General features: G+C 70.7%; 20 protein-coding genes and 4 pseudogenes. 11 read left to right on the forward strand and 13 right to left on the reverse strand.

What is annotated here, in order from left to right; translation table 11 throughout:
- Nucleotides 1–13 precede the first annotated feature (13 nt).
- Nucleotides 14–481 (forward strand): Lrp/AsnC family transcriptional regulator, encoded by a 468-nt coding sequence (locus K9S39_RS34220; protein WP_248867188.1) that lies wholly within the window; start codon nucleotides 14–16, stop codon nucleotides 479–481.
- 148 nt (nucleotides 482–629) lie between these two features.
- Here K9S39_RS34220 and K9S39_RS34225 read toward each other — a convergent pair whose 3' ends face one another.
- A complete protein-coding gene (locus K9S39_RS34225) occupies nucleotides 630–1,694 on the reverse strand; it encodes a lytic polysaccharide monooxygenase auxiliary activity family 9 protein (protein ID WP_248867189.1) in 1,065 nt (354 codons plus the stop codon).
- Between the two features lie 503 nt (nucleotides 1,695–2,197).
- Between K9S39_RS34225 and K9S39_RS43405 the strand changes: the two are divergent.
- Nucleotides 2,198–2,395 (forward strand): annotated as a pseudogene (locus K9S39_RS43405) (IS630 family transposase); the annotation flags it as partial.
- A 299-nt stretch (nucleotides 2,396–2,694) separates the two neighbouring features.
- Here K9S39_RS43405 and K9S39_RS34235 read toward each other — a convergent pair.
- The 3 genes from K9S39_RS34235 to K9S39_RS43160 are packed head-to-tail and all read right to left on the reverse strand — an operon-like array spanning nucleotide 2,695 to nucleotide 4,675.
- The gene (locus K9S39_RS34235) at nucleotides 2,695–3,792 is read right to left on the reverse strand and encodes an SPFH domain-containing protein (RefSeq protein WP_248867191.1); all 1,098 of its coding nucleotides are present in this window, start codon (nucleotides 3,790–3,792) and stop codon (nucleotides 2,695–2,697) included.
- A gap of 29 nt (nucleotides 3,793–3,821) precedes the next feature.
- Nucleotides 3,822–4,259 carry an NfeD family protein gene (locus K9S39_RS34240; protein WP_248869089.1) on the reverse strand — a complete coding sequence of 146 codons (438 nt, stop codon included), beginning with the start codon at nucleotides 4,257–4,259 and terminating at the stop codon, nucleotides 3,822–3,824.
- A 14-nt stretch (nucleotides 4,260–4,273) separates the two neighbouring features.
- A complete protein-coding gene (locus tag K9S39_RS43160; protein ID WP_406708065.1) occupies nucleotides 4,274–4,675 on the reverse strand; it encodes a helix-turn-helix domain-containing protein in 402 nt (133 codons plus the stop codon).
- 417 nt (nucleotides 4,676–5,092) lie between these two features.
- On the opposite strand from K9S39_RS43160, the gene K9S39_RS34245 reads away from it, so the two are divergent.
- On the forward strand, nucleotides 5,093–5,569 hold the full coding sequence (locus K9S39_RS34245) for a GntR family transcriptional regulator (RefSeq protein WP_248867192.1): 477 nt from the start codon (nucleotides 5,093–5,095) through the stop codon (nucleotides 5,567–5,569).
- Between the two features lie 217 nt (nucleotides 5,570–5,786).
- On the opposite strand, the gene K9S39_RS34250 is transcribed toward K9S39_RS34245, so the two are convergent.
- Nucleotides 5,787–6,716, reverse strand: coding sequence for a GNAT family N-acetyltransferase (locus K9S39_RS34250; protein WP_248867193.1), 930 nt, complete (start codon nucleotides 6,714–6,716; stop codon nucleotides 5,787–5,789).
- 200 nt (nucleotides 6,717–6,916) lie between these two features.
- On the opposite strand from K9S39_RS34250, the gene asnB reads away from it, so the two are divergent.
- The 5 genes from asnB (at nucleotide 6,917) to K9S39_RS34275 (ending at nucleotide 12,040) form a co-directional block, all read left to right on the forward strand.
- Nucleotides 6,917–8,767 carry an asparagine synthase (glutamine-hydrolyzing) gene (gene asnB / locus K9S39_RS34255; protein ID WP_248867194.1) on the forward strand — a complete coding sequence of 617 codons (1,851 nt, stop codon included), beginning with the start codon at nucleotides 6,917–6,919 and terminating at the stop codon, nucleotides 8,765–8,767.
- A gap of 211 nt (nucleotides 8,768–8,978) precedes the next feature.
- Nucleotides 8,979–9,368, forward strand: a complete 390-nt coding sequence (locus K9S39_RS34260; RefSeq protein ID WP_248867195.1) for a GntR family transcriptional regulator — start codon at nucleotides 8,979–8,981, stop codon at nucleotides 9,366–9,368.
- Between the two features lie 57 nt (nucleotides 9,369–9,425).
- Nucleotides 9,426–10,202 (forward strand): dimethylargininase, encoded by a 777-nt coding sequence (ddaH, locus tag K9S39_RS34265; protein WP_248867196.1) that lies wholly within the window; start codon nucleotides 9,426–9,428, stop codon nucleotides 10,200–10,202.
- Between the two features lie 114 nt (nucleotides 10,203–10,316).
- Nucleotides 10,317–10,790, forward strand: a complete 474-nt coding sequence (locus tag K9S39_RS34270; protein ID WP_248867197.1) for a hypothetical protein — start codon at nucleotides 10,317–10,319, stop codon at nucleotides 10,788–10,790.
- A gap of 125 nt (nucleotides 10,791–10,915) precedes the next feature.
- A complete protein-coding gene (locus K9S39_RS34275) occupies nucleotides 10,916–12,040 on the forward strand; it encodes a baeRF2 domain-containing protein (RefSeq protein ID WP_248867198.1) in 1,125 nt (374 codons plus the stop codon).
- Between the two features lie 10 nt (nucleotides 12,041–12,050).
- Here K9S39_RS34275 and K9S39_RS34280 read toward each other — a convergent pair whose 3' ends face one another.
- The 6 genes and pseudogenes from K9S39_RS34280 to K9S39_RS34305 form a co-directional block, all read right to left on the reverse strand.
- Nucleotides 12,051–13,163, reverse strand: coding sequence for a DUF5925 domain-containing protein (locus K9S39_RS34280; RefSeq protein ID WP_248867199.1), 1,113 nt, complete (start codon nucleotides 13,161–13,163; stop codon nucleotides 12,051–12,053).
- Between the two features lie 1,027 nt (nucleotides 13,164–14,190).
- Nucleotides 14,191–16,786, reverse strand: a pseudogene (locus tag K9S39_RS34285) (lipopolysaccharide biosynthesis protein); the annotation flags it as partial.
- Nucleotides 16,787–16,829: 43 nt separating this feature from the next.
- A pseudogene (locus K9S39_RS34290) lies at nucleotides 16,830–17,288 on the reverse strand (polysaccharide deacetylase family protein); the annotation flags it as partial.
- Between the two features lie 167 nt (nucleotides 17,289–17,455).
- The gene (locus K9S39_RS34295) at nucleotides 17,456–18,430 is read right to left on the reverse strand and encodes a glycosyltransferase (RefSeq protein WP_248867200.1); all 975 of its coding nucleotides are present in this window, start codon (nucleotides 18,428–18,430) and stop codon (nucleotides 17,456–17,458) included.
- Nucleotides 18,427–18,582, reverse strand: a pseudogene (locus K9S39_RS34300) (glycosyltransferase family 2 protein); the annotation flags it as partial. The pseudogene K9S39_RS34300 and the gene K9S39_RS34295, both read right to left, overlap by 4 nt.
- Nucleotides 18,583–18,670: 88 nt before the next feature.
- A complete protein-coding gene (locus K9S39_RS34305) occupies nucleotides 18,671–19,144 on the reverse strand; it encodes a hypothetical protein (RefSeq protein WP_248867201.1) in 474 nt (157 codons plus the stop codon).
- Between the two features lie 266 nt (nucleotides 19,145–19,410).
- Between K9S39_RS34305 and K9S39_RS34310 the strand changes: the two genes are divergently transcribed.
- Nucleotides 19,411–20,217 (forward strand): SGNH/GDSL hydrolase family protein, encoded by an 807-nt coding sequence (locus K9S39_RS34310; RefSeq protein WP_248867202.1) that lies wholly within the window; start codon nucleotides 19,411–19,413, stop codon nucleotides 20,215–20,217.
- A 268-nt stretch (nucleotides 20,218–20,485) separates the two neighbouring features.
- Nucleotides 20,486–20,749 carry a hypothetical protein gene (locus K9S39_RS34315; protein WP_248867203.1) on the forward strand — a complete coding sequence of 88 codons (264 nt, stop codon included), beginning with the start codon at nucleotides 20,486–20,488 and terminating at the stop codon, nucleotides 20,747–20,749.
- 299 nt (nucleotides 20,750–21,048) lie between these two features.
- On the opposite strand, the gene K9S39_RS34320 is transcribed toward K9S39_RS34315, so the two are convergent.
- Nucleotides 21,049–22,290, reverse strand: a complete 1,242-nt coding sequence (locus K9S39_RS34320; protein ID WP_319949598.1) for a type ISP restriction/modification enzyme — start codon at nucleotides 22,288–22,290, stop codon at nucleotides 21,049–21,051.
- 276 nt (nucleotides 22,291–22,566) lie between these two features.
- Here K9S39_RS34320 and K9S39_RS43410 point away from each other — a divergent pair, with 276 nt between their 5' ends.
- A complete protein-coding gene (locus tag K9S39_RS43410) occupies nucleotides 22,567–22,638 on the forward strand; it encodes a hypothetical protein (protein WP_454896497.1) in 72 nt (23 codons plus the stop codon).
- Nucleotides 22,639–22,726: 88 nt separating this feature from the next.
- Here K9S39_RS43410 and K9S39_RS34325 read toward each other — a convergent pair whose 3' ends face one another.
- Entirely contained in the window at nucleotides 22,727–23,512 is a 786-nt protein-coding gene (locus tag K9S39_RS34325; RefSeq protein ID WP_248867204.1) for a GntR family transcriptional regulator, read from the reverse strand.
- Nucleotides 23,513–23,544 lie beyond the last annotated feature (32 nt).

The raw sequence follows: 23,544 nt of genomic DNA on the forward strand, positions 1-23,544 counted from the left end.
CACCATGGAGGCCATGGACGACATTGATTCGGCGATTGTCCGCGAACTGCAGCGCGATGCACGGCAGACCAACCGCGAGCTGGCCCGCATGCTGAACATCGCCCCTTCCACCTGCCTGGAGCGGGTCCGCGCGCTGCGCGCCCGCGGTGTGATCACCGGCTACCGCGCGACCGTGGACCTGCGTGCCCTGAACCGCCCCGTACAGGCGCTGCTCACGGTCCGCATCCGTCCCATGAACCGCGAGGTCATCGAGCGCTTCAAGGCGTTCCTGACCTCCTTGCCCGAGGTCCTCAACGTCTTCGTCGTCGCGGGCGGCGACGACTTCCTCGTCCACGTGGCCGTCCCGGACGTCGACCGGCTGCACGCGCTCCTGATGGACCAGGTCTTCAAGCGCCGCGAGGTCGTCGACTGCCGTAGCTCGGTGATCTATCAGCATGTCGCCAACGACATCATCGAGGCGCTGCCGCCCAATGGGGCGTGAGGCCGCCATGCCCGCCCCGGGGAAGCCGCTACGCCGCCCCTGGGCGAAGAGGGGCGGCGTAACGGGCGGCGGGGGGATGGCGCGGTCGGCCCGGCGGAAGCCCTGTCGGCCGGACCGGCGGTGAGCGCGGTCCGGCCGGTGGACCCGATCAACCGCGCTGTCGGGTGGCCTTGCGGCGGGCGGTGGTGAACAGGAACGCGGCGCCCAGGGCCAGCACGGCGGCGCCACCGATGGCGATCGGGGCGGTGGAGCCGTCGCCGCCGGTCTCGGCCAGCCGCTGACCGTCCACCGGCTTGGCACCGCCGTCGGGGTGCGGGCCCTCGGCGCCCGAACCGCCGCCCGGCGCCGGGGCGTCCGCACCGGCCGCCTGGGCCGCGTCGGTGTGCTTGGCGCCGCCGTCGTGGCCGCCACCGTGGTCGTGCCGGCCCGTGCCGATGGAGGACTTGTCGGCGCCCTCGGCTATCTGGGTGTCGGTCGGGGCGGACGCCTCCGGGGCGGGCGCGTCGGCGGAACCGCTGTCCGAACCGGCGCTGTCTGAACCGCTGCCGTCTGAACCGCTGCCGCCCGAACCGCCGTTGTCCTTGCCGAAGACGACGTCGGAGCAGGTGTAGAACGCCTCGGGGCTGTCCGAGCGCTGCCAGATGCTGTAGACCAGATGACGTCCGGACTTGGCCGGGACCTTGCCGTCGAAGACATAGTCACCGTTGGTGAGCTTCGGGTCGGTGACCTTCGCGAACGGCTTGGACTCCAGGTCGGACCACTTCAGCGGCTTGGTCGGGTCGTAGCCGTCCTTGGTGATGTAGAGCTCGAAGGAACCCTTGTGCGGGGCGGTGGCCTTGTAGTGGAACGTGTGGTTGCCGGCCGTCATCTTGGTGGACGGCCAGTCGGCGCGCGGCAGGTCCAGGCCCTTGTACGTGGCGTCGTTGGCGCTGCAGAGCTTGCCGTCCGGGATCCTCTCCTTGGACCGGCCGCCGGCGTTGCCGTCGCGGACCCCGTTCCAGTCGTAGAGCGCCTGTGTGCCACCGGCGGCCACGGCGGCCTTGCACGCCGCGGACCGGGGGCTCTCCGGGCCCTCCGCGTAACAGGCCGAGACCCGGCTGACCGGGTCCGTCATCGAACCGTGCGCGGCGGCCGGGCTCGTGGCGAGAGCGGTGAGCGCGAGCGGGGCGATGCCGACCAGTGCGATCCCGGTGGCCTTGCGACGAGCGGTCATCGTGGGGGACTCCTTCATCGGGTACGTCGAACGGGGCGGGGGAGTGGGAGGCGGTGGTGGGGGGTCGGGCAGGCGCGACGGTGCCGCCCCCCGTTGAGCGGCGCCGACGGCACGCGAACCCGCCTTGCCAGACGCACGCTAGCCGCGCTGAACAGCGGATTTGAGGGCCGAAGGGGGATCCTGCGGATCTTTATGGTGCGGTTAAGGCGCTGCTAAGTGCGGGCACAGGTACGGGCGACGAACCCCGGCGCCCAGACCTGGTGTTGGGCCGTTGGTCGTCCGTTACAGTCCGCGCCGGTTCACCTGGATTCGCGTCCAGTGGCTCCCTGTCTGGCTCCCCGACGGCTCCCCGGGCGTCTCGCTAACGCCCCCTCCTGCCAACCGAGATGAGAGGCCCGGACAGTCCGTCCGGGCCTCTTCGTACTGGGCCCTTCACTCTCGACTCGGCGGAACCGACCGGTTCACCGGCCACGGGGGTTGACGGCGGCCAACACGAATTCCCCCTGCCACCGTATGCGCCGGATCTGAACCCGGCGGAGGGGATCTGGACGAATCTGAAGAACGGTCTGGGCAACCTCGCCCCGAGCACCCTCGACAGCCTCGCGGGCCTGGCCCGCAGCCGCCTCAAGGCAATGCAGTACCGGCCCGACATGCTCGACGGCTTCATCGCCGAGATCGGCCTTACCCTCGAACCGCCATGACGTCGGCCCCAGGCGAAAGCCTCAGTACCGGGATCGGATGGGATCTTGCCATCCTCGGCTTGGCGACTCATCCGGCGACCGGTGCGGCCCAGGATCCCAACGAAAGCATGGCGTGGTCGGCGACTGACGACGGCAAGAAGTGCATCACGCGCAGCAGTTGGCTATGAGCGGGGCGAGCATCGATGCCGGCACGGACCCGGCCGAGGCGCAGGGTGCTGCCGAACGGACGACGGCCTTCTACACCGCTGCCTGACCTGGTCCTGGCCGCCCAACGTCCCTGGCGACAGTCGAGGGTAGGCTCAATCGCCGGACGTCTGCCCCCGGCCCGGCGCCTGGGGCGCTTTCGCGGCCTCGGCCTCGGCCTTGGCCTCGCTCACCGCGGCGGCGGCCTGCTTCGCGGCCTCGTCAGCGCCGAGCGAAAGCGTCGAGCCTTCCTCGAGCTCCGGAGTCCCGCCTTCGTCCGACGTGTCGTCAGTTTCGGTAGTGGCTGCTTCCTCAGATTGCGCAGGTTTGGGAAGACCCATGGTTGACTGATCGCCGAACGCGCTGGTGACGGTGCGAACTGCCTCGGTCAGCTCCCCCGGGATCACCCAGAACGTGTTGTTGTCGCTCTTCGCCAAGTGCGGGAGCGTCTCGAGGTACTTGTAGGCCAGGATCTTCGGGTCGGCATTGTTGCGATGGACGGCCTGGAAGACGCGCTCCACCGCCTTTGCCTCGCCGTCCGCCCGCAAGATCATGGCTTGTTGCGTGCCCTGTGCTTCCAGGATGTCCTTCTGCTTCGTGCCTTCCGCGGTAAGGACCTTGGCTTGCCGCTCCCCTTCGGCGTGCAGGATGGCCGCGCGCTTGTCACGCTCGGCCCGCATCTGCTTCTCCATCGCCTCTTTGATGGTGTGCGGTGGGTCGATGGCCTTGATCTCGACGCGGTTGACCCGGATGCCCCACTTGCCGGTGGCGTCGTCGAGGACGGCGCGGAGCCGGTTGTTGATCTCCTCACGTGAGGTGAGCGTCCCCTCCAGGTCCATGCTGCCGATGACGTTCCGCAGCGTGGTCACGGTGAGCTGATCGATCGCCTGCAGGTAACTGGCGACCTCGTAGGCCGCCGCCCGCGGGTCGGTGATCTGGTAGTAGAGCACGGTGTCGATATTCACCACGAGGTTGTCCTGGGTGATCACCGGTTGGGGGTCGGACGAATAGACCTGCTCGCGCACATCGAGTTTGCTGTTGATGCGGTCCGCCACCGGCAGGACCAAGTTCAGGCCGGGTTGCAGCGTCCGGCGATATCGGCCGAACCGCTCGATGTTGTAGCGGCGCGCCTGCGGGACGATCCGCACAGTGGAAGCCACGAGGAAGACGACAATAATCGCCGCCACAAGAATGGGGATGACAACTGGATCCACAGTGCCTCCATTGCTCTGTGTTCAGCCGTTCATGGAAGGAGTTCGCGGGGGTAGACGATGGCTGTAGCGCCTTCGATCTCCATGACATCCACCAGCGCTCCCACCGGGATCACAAGGCTTTCGTCGAGGGCGCGGGCGGACCAATCTTCGCCGGAGAGTTTGATCAGGCCGTGAGTCGCGGTGACCTCCTGCATGACCTCGGCCCGCTTGCCGATCAGCGCATCACTGCCCTCTCGTGTGAGGGGTGGCTGTGCCATATGCCGCAGCGCGACAGGACGGACGATGAGAAGGCCCGCTGCCGCTGCCACTCCGAGGGCCACGAGCTGGCCAAGAATACCGACGCCCACACCGGCGACTACGGCGGCGACCAATGCGGCGCCCGCCAGCAATCCGAAGACCAGCGTCAGGGTGAAGAACTCCGCGGCACCTAGCGCCGCGGCGGCGATCAGCCATACGAACCACGGGATAGAATCGGCCTCCCTCAGAGGGACTCATTCACCAACCTACCTCCCGGAACGCCGAACAGAACAGATTTGACCCGCCCGGTTGCTTGGAGCGCATCCCACCGGACGAGACGAGGAAGCTGCAGGAACCCGCTTGGTCTGCGAGGGCGCCTGGACGGCGACAAGGAGATCCCACCCGCGTTGCCGGTGCTGGTCGCCGCCCTCCGCCAGACGGCCGCCTGCTTGTCGTCCCGCTCGGCCGCCCGGTGCACCACCACCTGCACGGAGAAGTCCATCTGCCGCAGGATCCGGCTCAACCGCCGGCTGAAGCAGACATGACAGTGCCGCGCCGCCAGCACCGAGATCCGCACCAACGTCCACCGTTGATCCTCCCCCAGCCGTGCGCTGCCGGACCGTGCCCCAACCCGGTCGCCGGCCACGCCCGCCAGGACGGCTTCATCCGCAACGCCCCCCGATAGCCCCTACGCGCGCACCCCCTCCGTGCCGCCCTCACACCAGGCAGACCGCCAGCCATAGGGACTACCGCGAGACCCGGAGGGCCCTCGCCACCTGCGTTCGCCTATGCACACCGCGAACATCTCAGCGGCCTGCACCGCACCCCCTCCCGCGGCCCCGCTGCACCGCGGTCAGGCCACCCCCATCGGGAAACCGCATGACACCGACGTACACCCGCCCGCGACCGGTGCGTCACCCCGAGGCGAAAGGCTCAGTAGCGGGGTCCGTCGGCCGGGTGAGGCCGACGTGCGAAGTTGGATGGGGTGATGAATCGCAGGGGCGATCAGCAAGGTCAGTGAAGGGGAGACTACGTGCCGCAGTCCAGTCCGCGAGGAACGTACTTGCAGATCTCGGAGTCTCTCCGTCAGAAGATCGAGAAAGGCAAGATCAGTGAGGCGCTGCCCTCTGAGGCGGAGCTGATGCGCACCTACGGTGTGGGGCGAAGCACGGTCGGTCGGGCGCTGAAAGTGCTGAAGGCCGACGGTGTCATTGAGTCGGTACAGGGCGCCGGGTGGTACGTGGCCGGCACGGGTGACCGTCGCCCGCTCGTCGAGAAGGTGCTCGACCTCCTGCGGGCCGAGGGAGCAAAGGTCGGCGACACCTTCCCCTCCGAGAGCCAGCTGTGTGACACGTTCGAAGTCTCCCGCACGGCCGTCCGGGCCGACACGACAGGCATCCCGGCGAGCGAACTTGCCTCCCTCACCGCGCCGTTGGCGAAGCGTACGTGTCTGGAGCGGCTGTCCCATGACGCCGCCCTCTGGGGGAGGGAGGTCAATGACGAGCGATACGCCATGGTCGTGCAGGGCGTTGCCTCATGAACCTCCGTGTGGGGTAAGCCTCGTGATGGTGCACGGTGTGCTGCGCCGAGATCGTCGCGCCCCACCACGCGCCGCTCGCCCCATGCTGTGTGTGCACTGTGATCGCTGTGGTGTGCGTGCACCGTGACCATCCGTGATGTGCGTGCACCGTGATCGTCCACGGCGAGTTCGCGCGGAGCCCCGCCCGTCGAGGTCGGCGAACGGTTCGCCACACGCCTCACTCTTGCCCGAGCTCGCGTACGCACCGCCATTCGCCGGCGGACGGCCGGTAGCCGAGGGCGAGGTTGATCGCGAGCATCGGGGCGTTGGCGGCGTCGTTTCCGGTGAAGGCTTCGGTGCAGCCGGCGTCCCGGGCGCGGTGGAGGGAGTCCGTCTTGGCGAGGCGGGCCAGCCCTTTGCCCCGATAGGCGCGGCGGGTGCCGGTCATGGCCGAGTAGTAGCGGCCGAGGCCGTCGGTCGCGGCCAGGGTGTAGGCCGCGAGCTCGCCGTCGACGGTCACCACCGAGGTGAGGCCCAGATCGGTATCGGGATGTTCCCAGGTGTGCAGCAGCCAGTCCTCGTAGGTCATCGCGTCGCTCGCCACATCACCCGGCTCGTCCGCGGTGGCCTCGGCGTCGGCCAGGAACAGCGGATGGGGGTCGGCGCCGAAGTCCGCGCCGGTGCACAGCCGGACGCCGGGCGGGAGGGCGGAGGGGAGCGGCCGCGGACCGGCGGCCGTGAGGTCGAGCCGCAGAATGCGCCCCGGGCGGGTACGTCGGTAGCCGCGGTGCTCCGCGAAGGAGAGTGCACCGGGCTCGTCGGCCACCCAGGCGAAGAGATGGGTGGCGCCGACCGCGTACAGATGTTCCTCGGCCGCCGTCAGCAGCGCGCCGCCGAAGCCCCGGCCCCGGTGGTCCGGGTGCACCTGAGGCGTGGCCGCGGCCTGGCCCGGGACGGTGCTGTCGTGCAGCATATGACTGTGCGCCGCGCCGACGACCCAGCCGTCTAGCTCGGCGACGAACAGCCGGTGGCGTTGCGCCGCCGGGGCGGTCCTGACCCGCCAGGCCACGCCCCGCGGAGTGGAGATCAGCCACGGCACCGCGGCGCGCCGCAGGTCGGCGACGGCCTTGGCGTCGGCGGGCCGGAAGTCGCGCACAGTGATCGTCATGGTCACGGACGGTACGCCGCCGGCTGCCTCGCCGCCTGCCCATTTCCGCTCCCCGTTTCCGCGGAGCGGTGTCCCGGTGACTCATTCCGGACGGCCCGCCACCAGCATACGTGGCATCTGCATCTATTTAGGCGTACGGTGATCCCCGCAGGCCACCGCCGCAGCGGCGGCCCGCCGTACAAGAAGGAGGAGCCGCCAGCATGTGCGGAATCACCGGATGGATCGCCTACGACAACGACCTCACCACACAGCGCCACACGCTTGACGCGATGACCGGCACGATGGCCTGCCGAGGCCCGGACGCCGCGGGCATATGGCTCGGCGCCCACGCCGCGTTCGGCCACCGCCGCCTCGCCGTCATCGACATCGACGGCGGCAAACAGCCCATGAGCGTCGAACACGACGGCCGCACCCTGGTCGTCACCACCTACAGCGGCGAGGTCTACAACTACCGCGAACTGCGGGCCGAGTTGGAGAAGCTGGGCCACGTGTTCCGTACGCAGAGCGACACCGAAGTCGTGCTGCACGCCTACCTGGAATGGGGCGAAGCGCTCGCCGAGCGCCTCAACGGCATGTACGCCTTCGCGCTCTGGGACCCGCGGACCGAAGAACTTTTGCTGGTCCGCGACCGGATGGGCATCAAGCCGCTCTACTACTACCCCACCCCCGACGGCGTGCTCTTCGGCTCCGAGCCGAAGGCGATCCTCGCCCACCCGGCGGTGCGGCCCGTCGTCGACGCCGAGGGCCTCGCCGAGCTGATCACCTTCACCAAGACCCCCGGCCACGCCGTCTACAAGGGCATGCACGAGGTGCGTCCGGGCCACCTCATCCGGGTCAGCCGCGGCGGCCTGACCGCCAAGCGCTACTGGGCGCTTGAGGCCCGCGAGCACACCGACGACCTCGACACCACCGTCGCGCACATCCGTGAGCTGCTGGACGACATCGTCGCCCGTCAGCTGATCGCCGACGTACCGCTGTGCACCCTGCTCTCCGGCGGCCTGGACTCGTCCGCCATCACCGCGCTCTCCGCCCGCGCGCTCACCGCAGCGGGCGCCGGCCCGGTGCGCTCCTTCGCCGTCGACTTCACCGGCTATACCGAGAACTTCAAGGCCGACGACCTGCGCGGCACCCCCGACGGCCCGTACGCCCACGCACTCGCCGAGCACGTACGCTCCGACCACCACGACATCGTGCTGGACACCGCCGCGCTGATGGACCCGGGCCACCGCGCCGCCGTCCTGGCCGCCCGCGATCTGCCCAACGGCTTCGGTGACGGTGACACCTCCCTCTATCTCCTCTTCAAGGCGATCCGCGAACAGTCGACGGTCGCCCTGTCCGGGGAGTCCGCCGACGAGGTCTTCGGCGGCTACAGCTGGTTCCACAACCCCGAAGCCGTGCACGCGGATACGTTCCCCTGGGCCGCGGCGGGCATCGCCGGCCGGTTCGCCGGCGGCGAGGCCACCCGCGAGGCGCTGCTGGACCCCGGGCTGCTCGGCAAGCTCGATCTGTCCGGCTACGAGGACGACCGCTACCGCGAGGCGCTCACCGAAGTCCCGTACCTGGACAGCGACGCCGGACTCCAGCGCCGGATGCGCGAGATCAGCTATCTCCACCTCACCCGATTCGTGCAGATCCTGCTGGACCGCAAGGACCGGGCCAGCATGGCCGTCGGCCTGGAGGTCCGCGTTCCGTTCTGCGACCACCGCCTGGTCGAGTATGTCTTCAACACCCCCTGGTCGATGAAGACCTTCGACGGCCGGGAGAAGTCGCTGCTGCGTGCCGCCACCCGCGACGTACTGCCCGATCTGGTCGCCGACCGGGTCAAGAGCCCCTACCCCAGCACCCAGGACCCGCGTTATGCCGAGGCGCTGCGCGCGGAGCTCAAGGAGCTGGTCGCGGACCGTGACGCCCCCGTGCGACCGCTGCTGGACGTCGGCGCCGCCACCGAAGCCACCAGCGACGGCGCGACGTCCGACATCCGACCCGGTGCCGAGCTCGTCCTCGGGATGGACGCCTGGCTGCGGACGACGGGGACGACGCTGGAGCTGTGACCACAAGGAACTGACCACAGCAATCTGACCCCAGCGGTCCGAGAGGTCTGACCACAGAGTTCTGTCGGCAAAGCCGCACGGCAGAGCTTGTGGCCCGGCTTCCGGCACGGTGGGCGCTCCTGGCGCACAATGGGTGCGACAAACCGCGCGCCGACGGGTGCGTGCATCTCGCGCACCCGCCCGCCCCACCACCAGCACCAGGAGCACCACCGTGTCCCCGCAGACCCTCACGATCAGTATCGACCCGGATGCGGCCGACGCGCCGTTCGAGCAGGTACGCACCCAGATCGCCGACCAGGCCCGGGACGGCGGGCTGCCGGTCGGCTACAAACTGCCCACCGTTCGCGGCCTCGCCGAAGAACTCGGCCTCGCCGCCAACACCGTCGCCAAGGCCTACCGCGCTCTGGAGACCGACGGTGTGATCGAGACCCGGGGCCGTCACGGCAGCTTTATCGCGGCGGCGGGCGACGCCGCGGCCAAGGAGGCCGCCGCAGCAGCCGAGAGCTACGCGCGCCGTGCCCACCGCCTCGGCCTGGACCGGCGCGCCGCCCTCGCCGCCGTCGAGGATGCGCTGCGCGCGACGTACGGAGCGGACGACTGAACCCTGACCCCCCGACCCCGGCCTCTGAGCCCACCCTCCCGCACTCCGAAAAGGCACATGCCCAGCCAGTACGCCCTCGTCCGCCGCCCCAGCCCCCGCCTCGCCGAGGGACTGGTCAGCCATATCGACCGGCAGCCGGTGGACCCCGGGCGTGCGTTGCGGCAGTGGGAGACCTACGTCCAGGTGCTGTGCGACCACGGCTGGCGGACCACCGAGGTGGCCCCCGCCGACGACTGCCCGGACGCGGCCTTCGTCGAGGACACCATGGTCGTCTTCCGCAATGTCGCGCTGATCGCCCGCCCCGGCGCCGCGCCGCGCAGGCCGGAGACCAGCGGCGCTCGCGCGGCGGCGGAGGCGCTCGGCTGCTCCGTCAACGAGGTCCGGGCGCCCGGGACGCTCGACGGCGGCGACGTCCTGAAGGTCGGGGACACCGTCTACGTCGGGCGCGGCGGCCGTACCAACGCGGACGGGGTACGCCAACTCCGCGCCGCCTTCGAACCGTTGGGTGCCCGCGTCATCGCCGTACCGGTGAGCCGGGTGCTGCACCTGAAGTCCGCGGTCACCGCCCTTCCGGACGGCACCGTCATCGGCTACCCACCGGTCGTCGACGACCCCGCCGTGTTCCCGCGCTTCCTGGCCGTCCCGGAGGAGGCCGGCGCGCATGTCCTGCTGCTCGGTGGCGGCAGACTGCTGATGTCCACCAGCGCGCCCAAGAGTGCGGAACTCATCGCCGACCTGGGGTATCAGCCGGTGCCGGTGGACATCGGGGAGTTCGAGAAGCTGGAGGGCTGTGTGACCTGCCTGTCCGTACGCCTGCGCGAGCTGTACGCCTGACCGGGCGGCCCCGGCCGTTCCGTGGCCCTGGCGTAGGGGCCATCGGCATGTTGTTTCGTGGGACGGGCGAGCCGGACACCCGTGGCCCGGGGCGGGGCGGAGTACAAAGTCCGGATGTACGACAGCGACGAATCAGGCGCCGCAGAGTTCGATTCCGGTTTCTGTGACCTGTGCGGCGCGCCCCTCTCTCCCACCTCGCAGATGTTCAGCCTCGTCCCGGACTCCTCCGTCATCCATCCGGACGATCCGGACCAGGACGGCCAACGACTCCTGGCCGCCTGCACCCCCGAGCACCTCGGTGAGCTCAGGGAGCGGCATCGGCAGCGGCCCTACGTCAAGGAAGAGCTCTGGGCCGGCAAGATCGACCGTGCCCTGCGCGCGCATCCCGAAGGACTCGACGAAGAACAGCTCGCCGAAGCCACCGGCCTGAACTTCATCCAGATCGAACACACCCTGTCCTGGGAGAGCGAACGCTTCCTCCGCCGCCAGGCATCGCTGGGTGACGTCGATACACCACTCGGCGACCTCGAAGGCCCGGAAGGCGACGCCGGTGCCGACGGTGACGACAGCCCAGGTGACAGCGATTAGCCGAGGCCGGGCCGTCAGCGCTGCCTGAGCCGATGTGCCAGCGGTTGCCCGCCCCGTGGCCGAGGATCACAGTGAGAAAGGGAAAGCCTCGCGGTGAGCGTCGATGACCGCCCCAGGGAGTGGCAATGCGACTTTCCTTCCTCGAACCCGTCTACAAAGAACCCGGCCCGTTCGCCTCGGTATATCTGGATACCTCGCGCGACGCCGCCATCGAGGATCCCGACGCCGCGATCGCGCTGCGCTGGCGGCGTCTGCGGGATGCTCTGGAATCCGAAGGCGCGGACGCGGACTCCGTGGCCGCCGTGGCGGGCACCGTGGGTGACGACGCGGATGTACCCGGTACGCACGGCCAGGCCCTGTTCACCGCGCACGGAAAGCTGGCCCTGCAGGACGAATTGCCCGCCCCGCCGGCACATGACACCGCCCACTACGGGACGCTGCCCGACACCATGCCGCTCGTCGTCCAGCATGCGCCCGAGATCCCCTACCTGGCCGTACGCGTCCGCTACACGGGCCGTCACACCACCGACGCGCCCGGCACCGTGCGTATCGACGCGGAGGCCGGGACATGGCCGCTGACCAAGGTCACGCCCGGCGAACGCCTCCAGAACGAGGTCCCGGTGGCCGAGTGGCCGCAGGCCGCCGAGCGCTTGGGACGGCAGCTGGAGGCGGTGGCGCGGCGTCTCGGTACCGAAATGCTGGTGCTCGCCGGGGACGTCTGGGCGCGGGGCATCCTGGCCCGTCGGCTCCCCAAGTACCTGCGCGGCCAGATCACCACCGTCGGGGGAAGCACCGCCCCACAACCGGGGCGCGCCCTCATGGAGCAGCAGCTCGACGATCTCTTCCGCGGACGCATGGCCGCACACGACCGCGAGCTCCTGGGGTCCTTCCTCGCCCAGCGGGCGCACGACGGTGCGTCCGCGGAAGGGCTGGCGGCGACCGTGTCGGCCCTGCAGCGCGGCCAGGTCAGAGCGCTCTTCCTCAACAACCACCCGGAGTCGGCGCTCCGCCTGTGGGTCGGTCCCGAACCCGGCCGGCTCGCACTCACGGAGGACGAGCTGCGCTCCTACGGCGTGCGCACCGTCCGCGAGGAACGGGCCGACGCGGCCCTGGTCCGTGCCCTGGTGGGGACGGGAGCGGAACTCGTCCTCGTGCCGGCGCGGCAAGTGCGGCTGCTCGAAGGGGTGGGGGTGCTGCTGCGCTACGCCGATCCTTCCGGCCTTTCCGCTCCTTCCGCGCAGTCGACCTGACCCGCGTCCTTCACAAGTACAGTCCCGCGTCCGCGCTCGGTTCCTGGGCCGGGACCGAGGCCGGGCGGGTGCCGCGGCGCAGCGCGTACAGCTCGGCGAGCGAGGCGCCCTCGCGGCCGATGCCCTCTTCCGTGCCGAGCCAGTTCACCGCTTCCGTGCGGGTCAGCGGGCCGACCTCGATACGGGCCAGACAGCGGCCGGGGCGGACCACCGCGGGGTGCATCCGCTCCAGATCCTCGTTGGTGGTGACACCGACCAGGACGTTGCGCCCCTGCCCCAGCAGTCCGTCCGTCAGATTGAGCAGCCGCGACAGCGCCTGGCCCGCGGTGTGCTTGGCCTCGCCGCGGATGAGTTCGTCGCAGTCCTCCAGGAGCAGCAGCCGCCAGCGGCCGTTGCCGGCGCTGTCGTCCTCGCCGATGGCGATGTCCATGAGATAGCCGACGTCGTTGAAGAGCCGCTCCGGGTCCAGTACGCAATCGACCTGGCACCAGTCCCGCCAGGAGCGGGCGAGGGTGCGCAGGGCGGAGGTCTTGCCGGTGCCGGGCGGGCCGTGCAGCAACAGCAGCCGGCCGGCGATCTCGTCCGGTGCCACCTTCATCAGCCGGTCCAGCGCATCGGCCACCGGGGCGGTGTAGTTGGGCCGGATCTCCTCCCAGGTGCCGGCCGTGATCTGCCGGGACGTACGGTGCGGGCCGCGCCGGGGCGAGTAGTACCAGAAGCCCATGGAGACGTTGTCCGGCTGCGGTTCCGGCGCGTCCTCGGCGCCGTCCGCCGACTGCCGCAGCACCTTCTCGGCCAGCTCCTCGTTGACGGCGGTGACCGTCACATCGGCGCCGCGGTTCCACCGGGAGATCAGCAGGGTGAAGCCGTCGCCCTCGGCCAGGGTGGCGCTGCGGTCGTCGTCGCGCGCGGAGCGCAGGGTCCGCGCGCCGGGCGGCAGCAGTGTCAGTCCGGACTTCACCCGCTCCACGGAGCGGCTGCGGGCGTACGGCTGGTCGCCCTTGGCGAAGCGCCCGAGGAAGAGCGCGTCGACGACATCGGAGGGGGAATCGCTGTCGTCCAGGTTCAGACGGATGGGAAGGGACTCCTCGGCGGCGGACGGCTGGACATGATCGGCACACATGCGACCATGATCCGTCACACCGGCCCACCGCGTACACGGATTATCCCGGCTAATCTTGTCCGCTGTGCGACGTCCGGGTGGGGAACGTCTGCGTGAGTGGGTCGGGGAACGGGCGCGTCGGCGTGGGGCCGTGGCGGTCGCGGTCCGGGGCGGGGGCATCGTCGGGGTGGGGTCCTGGCGATGGTGCTGGTGTGCCGATTTCTTGTTGACTCGGGGACACCGCATAGGGGTGGCCATGCCGCGCCGGACGGTATCGGCTGGGGTTTCACACACCCAATTCAGCACGGACCGTGGTACGGACCGTGCCGTCAAAAGGGCCGAACTACCGTTGTCCGCCCGTCCGATGCCGCGGAATCAGCACATCATGGGGGTGGGGGCACGTAATCCCGAACCGAGCGCTGGGACCACGAGGGATATACCCGCCACGATGTGGGGCGCTGGATCCGCCGGGAGACCGGGCTGCCGTTGTGGTGGGCCGAGTGGTACGTCGAGGTCGCGAACGAGAACGACAGGCGCGACGGGTGGAGCGAGCGGAAACGGATCGCCGCGCAGGCCACCGCGCTCATCGAGATGACGGCGGGCGGCGCCACCACCAGGTCGTCAACACCGGGAGCGGGCGGAGCTCGGTGACCGTCGACGGGCGGGTGTGGTGCGTGATCGCTATGAGGTGCGGTGGCTCACGCGGGGCTGATTCCTCCGCATGCCCGAATACCGTCGCTCCTGACTCCTCCACACGCCCGAATCCACTCGCTCCTGATTCACCCTCGCTTCCGACTCCTGCTCGTTCTCGACTGCTCCTCACGACATCGTCATGAATCGATGCATCAGGGAGAAGAGCAATGTGAGGAGCAGCGGTATCGACAGATGGAGCGAGACGCTCAGCCAGCGGCGTTGGCGCGCGCTGGGCACGCCGGTGACGCAAGAGACCCGAAGCGCCTCGCGGGCCGCCAGCAGCAGCATCGCCGCCACTGCCGCCAGCGCGCCGATCACCGACCAGGGCGTCCAGGTCACGTTCGGCCCGGCCGGGCCCGGACGCGGCCGAGGAGACATTGCCGCCGATGCCCCCGAGGCCGCCGAACAGCTCGTCGAAGTGGCCGGACCAGTACGGCTCGGCCAGAAATCCCACCCAGGACACCACCATGACGCCCAGCAGCAGCGGCAGACCGCGGAGGGTGCAGCGGCGGACCAGCACCAGGAGTGTCAGCACGCCGAGCATCACGAACGGGGTGAGCTGGTGACCCGCCACCGATGCGGCGAACAGGGCGATCAGGACGGCCAGGAGGAGGGTGCGCAGGGCGCGGTCGGTGCGCGGTGTCGCGGTGTGCGCCGGCCGGCGGAACCACGCCAGCAGGATCGCCACGAACGCCAGATGGAGGAGATGGGCCAAGCCCTGGGGCGAGAAGTAGTCCTGGCCCACCCAGCCGCACAGAACGAACAGCCAGGCCGCGCACCACTGTGCCTGCCAGCTCGCCCGCAGCCCCTTGGCGAGGAGGAACAACGGGGGCAGGGAAAGAAGTTGGAGGAAAATTGGCCACCAGCGCAGGACCTCGGTGAGGTCGGTGACGCCGCACGCCTCGGCGACGAACTGCGCTGCCGCGAAGAACCCCGGCCAGCTCCAGCGTGCGTCCAGGTCCGGCACCGCGGAGCCGGTTCTGCCGAGGTGTTCGAGGAAGCCCAGATGCTGCCAGGCCGTCGGGAAGCGCGGCTCGGTTTCGAGTACGGCGGGCAGGGCGTGCAGCGACACCAGCGTCAGCAGCGGAACGATGGTCAGCAGGGCGCGTCGCGGCCGGGGCAGCCACAGGGCGCAGCCGAACGCGGTGACCAGCAGGGCGAGGCCGGCCAGGGTGGCCGGGGGGGACGGAGATCAGGCCGAGGCCGGTCATCCGGTCCAGGGCCGTGTCGTTGAGGGGGCGGAGCGGTAGCCAGAAGAGCGACGCGGCGATGGGGGGTAGGGCCCATAGAGCGGGTCCGCCGCGCATTGCCTGCGCTGATCGGGTTCCCGCCCGTTGCCGGGTGCGGCGCCGTCGTGGTGGGGGTGGTTTCGGCGCTGCGCGGCTTGCGGGTGCGGTGTCGGGCCTCCGGACTCCGTCCTGCGGCCCTCCCCCATAGCCCGAAGGGCATGGGAGGTGCTCCCATCCTCCCGTGGGTTGGGTGTCGAAGGTGGGTCGGGGCTCGCCGTGTAGGTCGGCTTTCCCGTGCGGGACCGCACAGTCGTCCCCCAGGCCCCATGCACCGCCAGGTCCGCCAGATCGCCGTCCGGGGCCAGGTTCTCCGCCGGGACGCGGGTGACGGGTGCGTACGGATGGCCGTGCAGCACTCGGCGGAGGCGTACCGCGGTGATCGAGACGATCACCGTCAGGGCGCAGACCTCGGCGAGCCCGGCCCCCGCCAGCCCTATGCGCGGCAGCAGCATCAGCGTGAGCCCGAGGCCGAGGGCGCACAACAGGCCCTGCATACACGCGAGTCCGCTGGTACGGCTCTGTGCGTGCAGTACCGCGAAGTGGACCTCCATCACGACCCGCAGCGCCGCGCCCACGGCCAGCAAGCGCAGGAGTGGCGTCGCCGCGTCCGCGTACTCCGGGCCGAAGACGCCGAGGAGGTGCGGCGCGAGGACGACCAGGAGGAGGCAGGCCGGGATCATGATGCGGGCCATCCGCCGCAGCGCGGCCCGGGTGTGCCGGGCCAGTCGCGCCGGATCGTGCGCTCCCTCGACGGTCAGCGAGGCGCCCATGTTGATGGCGAGCAGATTGACCGTTCCGCTGATGGTGGCGGTGACATAGAAGTACGCGTTGTCCGACGAGCTGACCTGCGAAGCCACCAGCACCGGGACGAGATGGACCACGGCGAGCGAGAACAGCGAGCCGGTGCAGTCGCCCGCCAGGAAGCGGCCGATCTCGCGCAGGGACGGCGGCCGGGCGGTGCGTTCCGTGGCCCGCGCATGCAGGGGGACCAGCCGCCGGAACACCAGGATGCCCAGCGGGATCACGGACACCGCGATGGCCGCGACCCAGGACACGAACACACCCAGCGTGGGGATCGCGGCGGCGAACACCACCAGCAGCCCCAGCTTAACCGCCGAGAAGAGAGCGTTGCCGACCGGCACCCACAGCGCCCTGCGCAGCCCGGTCAGCACGCCGTCCTGAAGGGTGAGGAGCGACCAGGCGATCACGGCCACGACGAAGACGAGGCCGGTGAGCGGGCCCTGGAGAAAGTGGTACGAGGGGCCCCAGAGGTCGAGGGTGAGCAGGAATGAAGATCGCGACTACCGCGACCAGGGCCGAACTGCCCGCGTAGGTACGCAGGATCAGCCGTCCGGTGGCACGGCCGGCCACTGGGAGGAAGCGGGCCAGCGCGCCGGTCAGGGTCAGCGATGTCAGCCCGGCCAGCAGCTTCATCGCGGCGATGGCCGCCGAGCCCTGGCCGACCGCCGCCTCTGTGTAGTAGCGGGCCGCGACCAGCCAGAACCCCAGGCCGAGCAGCCCGGACAGGCCGGTGTTCAGCATCAGTGCGTAGGCGTTGCGGAACAGCGGGACACCCGCCGCCCGGCTGCGCTTCGCCCCGTCGTGGTGCCGCTCCTGTCGCGTGTACGTGCGTTCATCGGGCTGTGTGGTCGTGTCGGTCACGGGCTCCGCTGCCCTCCCTCCGGCGGAGGCGTCGGTACGGGGCTCAACCGGGCAGCACACACCGCCGGGCCGCCTGCCGCGTCCTGCGGACCATCGCGTACCCCTTGGTCAGCACCCGGTCCCGGGCGTAGACGCGGGAGATGCCGCGGCCCTCGACGATCCGTGCGAACTCCTCGGTGCGCACACTCCGTCGTACCGTCAGTCCGGCCAGGGCGTACGGCCCCTGGTGGGGGTCCGCGAGCGCGTTGCCCACCGCGACCGCCTGCCGGAAGCCCGGCCCCCGCACCATCCGCCGCACCCGCCGGGTGGAGTAGCCGAAGGGATACGCGAAGGACCGCGGTACCGTCCCGGTCTCCTTGCCGATGATCTCCTTGCAGCGCAGCACCTCCTGCCGCAGCCGCTCGTCGCCGAGCCTGTCCCGCCGCGGATGGCGGTGGCTGTGCCCGCCGATCTCCACACCGGCCGCGGCCAGTTCCCGCACCTGGGCCCAGTCGTGCAGCGTGATACATCAGGATCGGCACCCGGCGCCGGCCCCCGGTCATCCGGTCAACTTCCTGCCGAAGGTTCCCGGTCCGTCCTCAATGGCTTTGACGGATAAGGGTGTTCGCCTCAAATGGGCCTCTGCCGTGCCCCATAGATGGCCGCCGGCCGCGCAGGCCGCGCCCGCCACTATCGCGCCCGCCCGTCCGGCGCCGCCCGGCCGCCCCAGCAGCGCGTCCCGGACCCCGCGCAGCACACCCGCCGGCAGTACCCGCGCCGTATAGCGCCGTTCCGCCGCCAGCCCGTCCCGCGCACCGACACGGCGCGCCACCCGCGCCTTCGAGAGCCCTCCGCGTATGTACGTCTCCGGAAGTAGTCGAAGCGCTGCCGGGCCGCCGGGACCCGGTGGTGGACGACCGACCGGTCGTCGATCAGCAGCACCGCGCCCGGTCGCGCACGGCCGATCCGGATGCACAGCTCGGTTTCCTCGCCGCCCAGCGGCCGCCGGTCGCCGTCCCGGCCGATGCCGTGGGTGAACCCGCCGACGAGGTCGAACGCCGCCCTGCGGAACGAGGCGTTGCCGCCCAGGACATTGCGGACCCGCGTCTTCCCCACCGGCAGGCCCCGATACGTACAGCCCACCACCCAGTCGAACTCGGCGGGGAACCACACCGGTCTGCGGCCCGACTGCCACACCGGTTCGGTGCGCCCGCCGACCGCCAGTACCGCCGGGTCCGCGTATCCCTCGGCGAAGTGCCGCAGCCAGTCCCGCTCGGCCACCGCATCGTCGTCGAGGAAGGCGATGATCTCGCCGCTCGCTGCCGCGATACCGGTGTTACGGCCGGCGGACAGTCCGCGAGGGCCCGAATTGGCCAGTATGTGCAGACGAGTTGATGCCAGGGGAGTTGAAGTCAGGTGAGGTGGTGCCGAGTGAGGTGGATCCAGGCGAGTTGGATCCGGGTGGGTTGGCGGGGTCGGGGCCGGAAGGCTCTCCCTTGCGAAATGGTTTCGCAGCCGAGCTTGCAGCGCCGGGTGGTGGTCCACCACCAGCAACAGTTCATGGGCGGGATACGACTGGCCGGACACCGAGTCCACCGCGGCCAGGATGTCGGTCCAGCGCTCCTCGGTGTGGACGCAGATGATCACGGAGATCCGAAGGCTCACCGCGCGTCCCCGGTGATCGGCGCGGGCCGGGCCGTCCGCTTCGGCCTGCCGCCCCGCTCGCGCAGGATCACCTTCAGTACCCGCAGCCCGTCGCGCACCGCCCGCAGATTGCTGACGCCGTGGATGCGGTGGTACTCGTGGTTCGCCAACTGCGCCGCTCCCTGGGCCGGAGCCGGTGACTGGAGGGCGGCCCGGTCGGCCCCGGTCGGCTCGCCGGGGCGGTGCACCGTGATGTCCACGTCAGTCCGCCCGGTTCGCCGTTGCCTGGCCGGTCCGTCCGGTCCGAGGGCGGCCGGACGCCGCCGCCCCGGCCCGCCGCGCTCGTTTCCGGATGGCCGTCAGCAGGAGCACGGCACCGCTGAACGCCGTCACCGCGACCACTCCACCTCGCACCGACCACATGTGCAGCGCCAGCATCGTCTGTGCCACCAGCAGATTGAGGGCCGGCGCCGTGGCCGCCGCGACGACGGCGCGGCCGAGCGGAGCCATCCGGGGGAGCGCCGCTCCGATCGCGAGGGCCGGCGCCACCAGGAGAAGAAAGAGGGTGCACGGCGCGCGCAGCGGTGAGTCGACGTCAGCCAGCGCCAGCACGGCCCCCGTCGCGGCGATACCGTACGCCGCTCCCGTGAGCAGCCGTACGGGCCCGTTCGGCGGCCGGTCATCGGACAGCGGCATGCCCTCCGGACCGTCGCTGTCGAGGGTCTTGGGGTGCATTGGCGGCGTTGCCTCCCATAGGCGCCGGATGCCGGCCGCCTCAATGTCACGCAGTGCTCAGACGCCCGTCAAGACGCCCCGGGAGGGTGGACGCAGGGCGGCGATCCGCGGTGCCGCCCGGCACCGTCAAGGGTTATGCGTCGTGAAGATTCATGCACAATGGTGGATTTGCCGTGAACTCTCCATCAGTTCTGGCATGGACACTTCCAGCTACTGGCGGGTTTTGCTACGACAGATGAGGCAGAGATCCTGCTATGGGAGGTTCCATGAGACTGTCCCGTTTCGCGGCCATCACATCCGCTTTCTCCCTCGCTTCGGCGCTCGCGCTCACCGGCGCGAGCGCCGCCGCATCCGCCCAACTCACCGCCGCCACCGGCTATGTGGCCCTCGGCGACTCCTACTCCTCAGGCGTCGGAGCCGGCAGCTACGACGGGGGCAGCGGTTCCTGCAAGCGCAGCACCAGGGCCTACCCGGCTCTCTGGAGCGCCGCTCACGCCCCCTCCTCCTTCTCCTTCACCGCCTGTTCGGGGGCCCGTACGGGTGATGTCCTGAACGGGCAGCTCGGCCCGCTCAACGACTCCACCGGACTGGTGAGCATCACCGTCGGCGGCAACGACGCAGGGTTCGCCGACACCATGACGACCTGTGCGTTGCAGGGCGAGAGCGCCTGCCTGGCCCGCGTCGCCCAGGCCGTCGACTACATCCACACCACACTGCCCGGCAAGCTCGACACGGTGTACCGCACGATCGCCGGGAAGGCCCCGAACGCAGATGTCGTCGTGCTGGGCTATCCGCGCTTCTACAAACTCAACGGCAGCTGTGCCGCCGGCCTCAGCGAGAAGTCGCGCGCCGCGATCAACGGCGCCGCCGACGAGATCAACGGCGTCACCGAGAAGCGCGCCGCCGAGCACGGCTTCCTCTTCGCCGATGTCAACCGCACCTTCGCCGGCCATGAGCTGTGCTCCGGATCCCCCTGGCTGCACAGCGTGACCTGGCCCGTCGAAGAGTCCTACCACCCCACCGCCGCCGGTCAGTCCGGCGGCTATTTCCCCGTGCTCGATTCCGCTGCGTGACGCACCACACTTCCGGCGCCGGGGAGGGGCCGAACCGGGCCCTCCCCGCACCGTCCACCGGCCCATCAGACGCCCCGAAGGCCCTCCGGCCGGTGCCGACGCGTGGTCAACTCGCCCTGGTCTACGCCGTGTACGCGACGTTCCGTATGGTGTTCGACAACATCAAGGCGAGGCAGGTGAATCCGTTGACCGGTCTGCACGCGTGTCCTCCGAGAGAGATAGGGTTACCCTGCCCGGGGCCGGTGCCCTCGTACGGGTGGGGAGAGTCATGGAACAGATAACAGTGCGCAGCAGGGCGCGAGTCCCTGCGATCAACTGCGGGAGCGGCGCGTCCGGCGCGCGTCTGGAGCGTCATCTCTCGGTGCTGGGCGGTCCGGCCGTCCCGCAGCGTGAGGTGGAGGGCGCGACCTCGCTCATGCAGGAGCTCACCGCTCGTGACCACTCGCACACGAGGAAGAGCCGCGGCGCCCGGGTGTCGCTGTTCGCGCCGCTGCGCAGGCTGCGGCGTTCGCTGTTCGGCGGCCGCGACTGACACTTCCCGAAGCGGTACCTCAGGCGACCACACCGTCCCGGCGCGGCGCTGTGATCCGATCGCCCATCAGCTTCCGGGCGTCGGCAGCGCGTCGGTGTGCTCGCCGGAGGCAGGGATTCCTGCCTCCGGGCCCCGGCCCGACTCTCTTGCCCGGTGCGTGCTCCGCCCACGGCCGACCGGGGCCCTCACCGCCCGGTGCGTGCTCCGCCACGGCCGACCGGGCCCTCACTGCCACCCGTCCTTCGCGGCGGGTGGTTTCTTGTGTTCCGCGACCGTTCCATGACGGGGACCCGCACCGCTCACAGGAGCGCGAACTGGCCCTCCGGCCCCTCTTCGTGATGGTCGAGGACGGACGCCGGCCGGCGCGCGGCGGACGGCGCCGGGACGATGCCCGCCGCGCGCAGCTCCACTGCCCCGATCGCCGGCCTCTCCGCCGTCCGCTGCCTCAACCCCTCGGACTGCGGCTCCAGTTCGGCCAGCAGTGCCAGTACGGTGATCAGCTCCAACAGCTCCGACGTCCACTGCCGGGGCCAGGCCGTGGGACGCAGCGCCGCCAGCGAACCGGGCTCCGGCGGCTCCGTTCCCACGCCGGTCCGCTGCGCGAACCATGCCTCCAGGACGCGGCCCCCGCTCGCGTGGAAGTCCCAGGCACCCGGCGGCACCGGCGAGATCCGGCCGCTGCCCAGCAGCAGCGCCTCGTCCTCGGCGTCGTAGCCGATCGTCTCCGGCAGGCCACGGGCGGGCAGTGCGGCACGCACGTACGGACGGCGGCCGCCCGGCATCCGCGGCCGCTCACCCGTGTGTTCGCGGGGACGGAATCGGCCATGGGTGTGCAGCCACAGCAGCCGTTCGCCGAGCGCGACGCCGGTGTCCCAGAGCGCGGGGTCGGCGGTGAGCGGCACCGTGCAGCCGTCGGGGGAGTGGTGGGCGTTCGCCACGATCCAGGCGAGGACGTGCACCGGTTCCACCGGACGGTCCAGGCGGCGGGCGAGCAGGCCGAGCAGGCCCGGCGCGAGGTTCGGTTCACCGCCGCCCGGCCGCCGGTAGAGCGGATGGATCCGGCCGGGGCGCCCGGCCGGCGACCGTCCGTCGGGCAGCAGCGCGGAGCACACCACCGCGGGGCCCGGCACCTGCGGCACCTGACCCAGCTCCACCGCGAACAGCTGCTCCTCGTCGGCCACCCGCCACAGCTCCGGCCGCGCCGCATCGATCAGCCGGTGATCGGGCAGCAGCCACTGCCGGTCGAAGGGGCCGTGCAGCATCCGCACCGGCTCGGGGCAGGGGCCGCCCGCGCGGGACAGCCGCCCGGTGGGCGTCGCCTGCCCCGGCAGCTGTCCGACGGCGGAGTGCAGGGTCCTGGACCGGGACGGCCCGAACAGCCGCTCGCGCACCGCCGTGTCCTCGGCACCCACCAGCGCGTTCCAGCGGGCGCGCAGCACCTCCGGATCCGGCCCCCGCACCCAGGAACGGCCGAGCCGCAGCGGCGCCACGGACCACGGCATCAGATCGGACAGCCGTGGCGCGTCCAGCTTCGCCGTCACGTGCAGTTCCTCCCCGGACCGTTCGGTTGCCCCCGGCATGGTAACCACGGGCCGCGCGGCGGTACCGCGGCCCGGGTGCCGGGCCTCGGGCCCTGCCGGGGCAGGCGGTCGAGGTCCGCAAGCTCAGCCGGAATCGGGCCGAGGACATGACCAAGAGCGCCGAAGGCACGGCTGACGCCTCCCGGCCACAAGGTTGCCCAGAAGGCCGCGCCGAACCGGTCGATCCTGGACAACGCCCCGGGCGGGCGGCGGCGTCGGCTCGAGTACAAGTGCCGCATGTACGGGGCGGAGCTGATCGCGGTTCCCGCGTTCCACACCTCCCAGACGTGCGCCGCCTACGCGCGCTGAAGGGAATCTCCCGGTTTCGGCCGGAAGAGAATCGTCAACAGACAGAGATCTTCCCGACCGGCCCGCGCAGCGCGTGCCCCCGGACGCCTCAGATCCCGTCCTCCGGAGCAGGGCCGGAAAAGCCCTGGTCCGCGTCGAGCGTCACCGTGAAGGAGAACCGGTCGCCGCGGTAGTGGATCCGGGCGACATCGACCACCCGGCCGGACTCGTCGTAGGTGATGCCCGTGTAGTGCAGGATCGGGCTGAGCAGTGGGACCTGGAGGAGCCTGGCGGTCTCCGGGTCCGCCAGCCGCGCCTCGACGGTATCGGTGATCCGGCTGATCCGTACGCCCACCGCGTCCCGCAGCACCTTGGTCATCGGCCAGCGCTCCAGGTCCGCCGGGTCGATCCGGGCGGCGACATCGGGCCGGACGTAGTTGTGTGCGTGGTTGGTCGGCTCGCCCGTCTCCTCGTCGCTGCGCAGCCGCCGGAAACCGGTCACTTCCGTCAGCTCCGGGAAATTCAGGGACAGTTCGGCGGGTACCGGCACCGGCCCGTGGTCCAGCAGCTGCGTGCTCATCCCGGACTGCTGGGCCACGATCGCGTCCACCGAACCGAGCAGCCGCACCGGCGCCCCGCGTCGCGCGCCGGGCTCGATAAAGGTGCCCCGCCGCCGGTGCCGGCTGATCAGTCCCTCCGCCTCCAGCTCCTTGAGGGCCTGGCGCATGGTCAGCACGCTCACGCCGTAGTGCGTGGCGAGCGCGTCCTCGGTGGGCAGCCGCAGCGGCGCGTCCGGGGAGCGGCCCAGTATGGAGGCGCGCAACGACTGCGAGACCTGGTACCACAGCGGCAGCTTGCGGTTGAGGGCGAGCGAGTCGGGAGCGAAGGTGGTCACAGAGCGTCCCCCGGGGCTGAATGTGCAGGGCG

Origin of the sequence: Streptomyces halobius (genome assembly GCF_023277745.1) — a bacterium.
Classification (GTDB): domain Bacteria; phylum Actinomycetota; class Actinomycetes; order Streptomycetales; family Streptomycetaceae; genus Streptomyces; species Streptomyces halobius.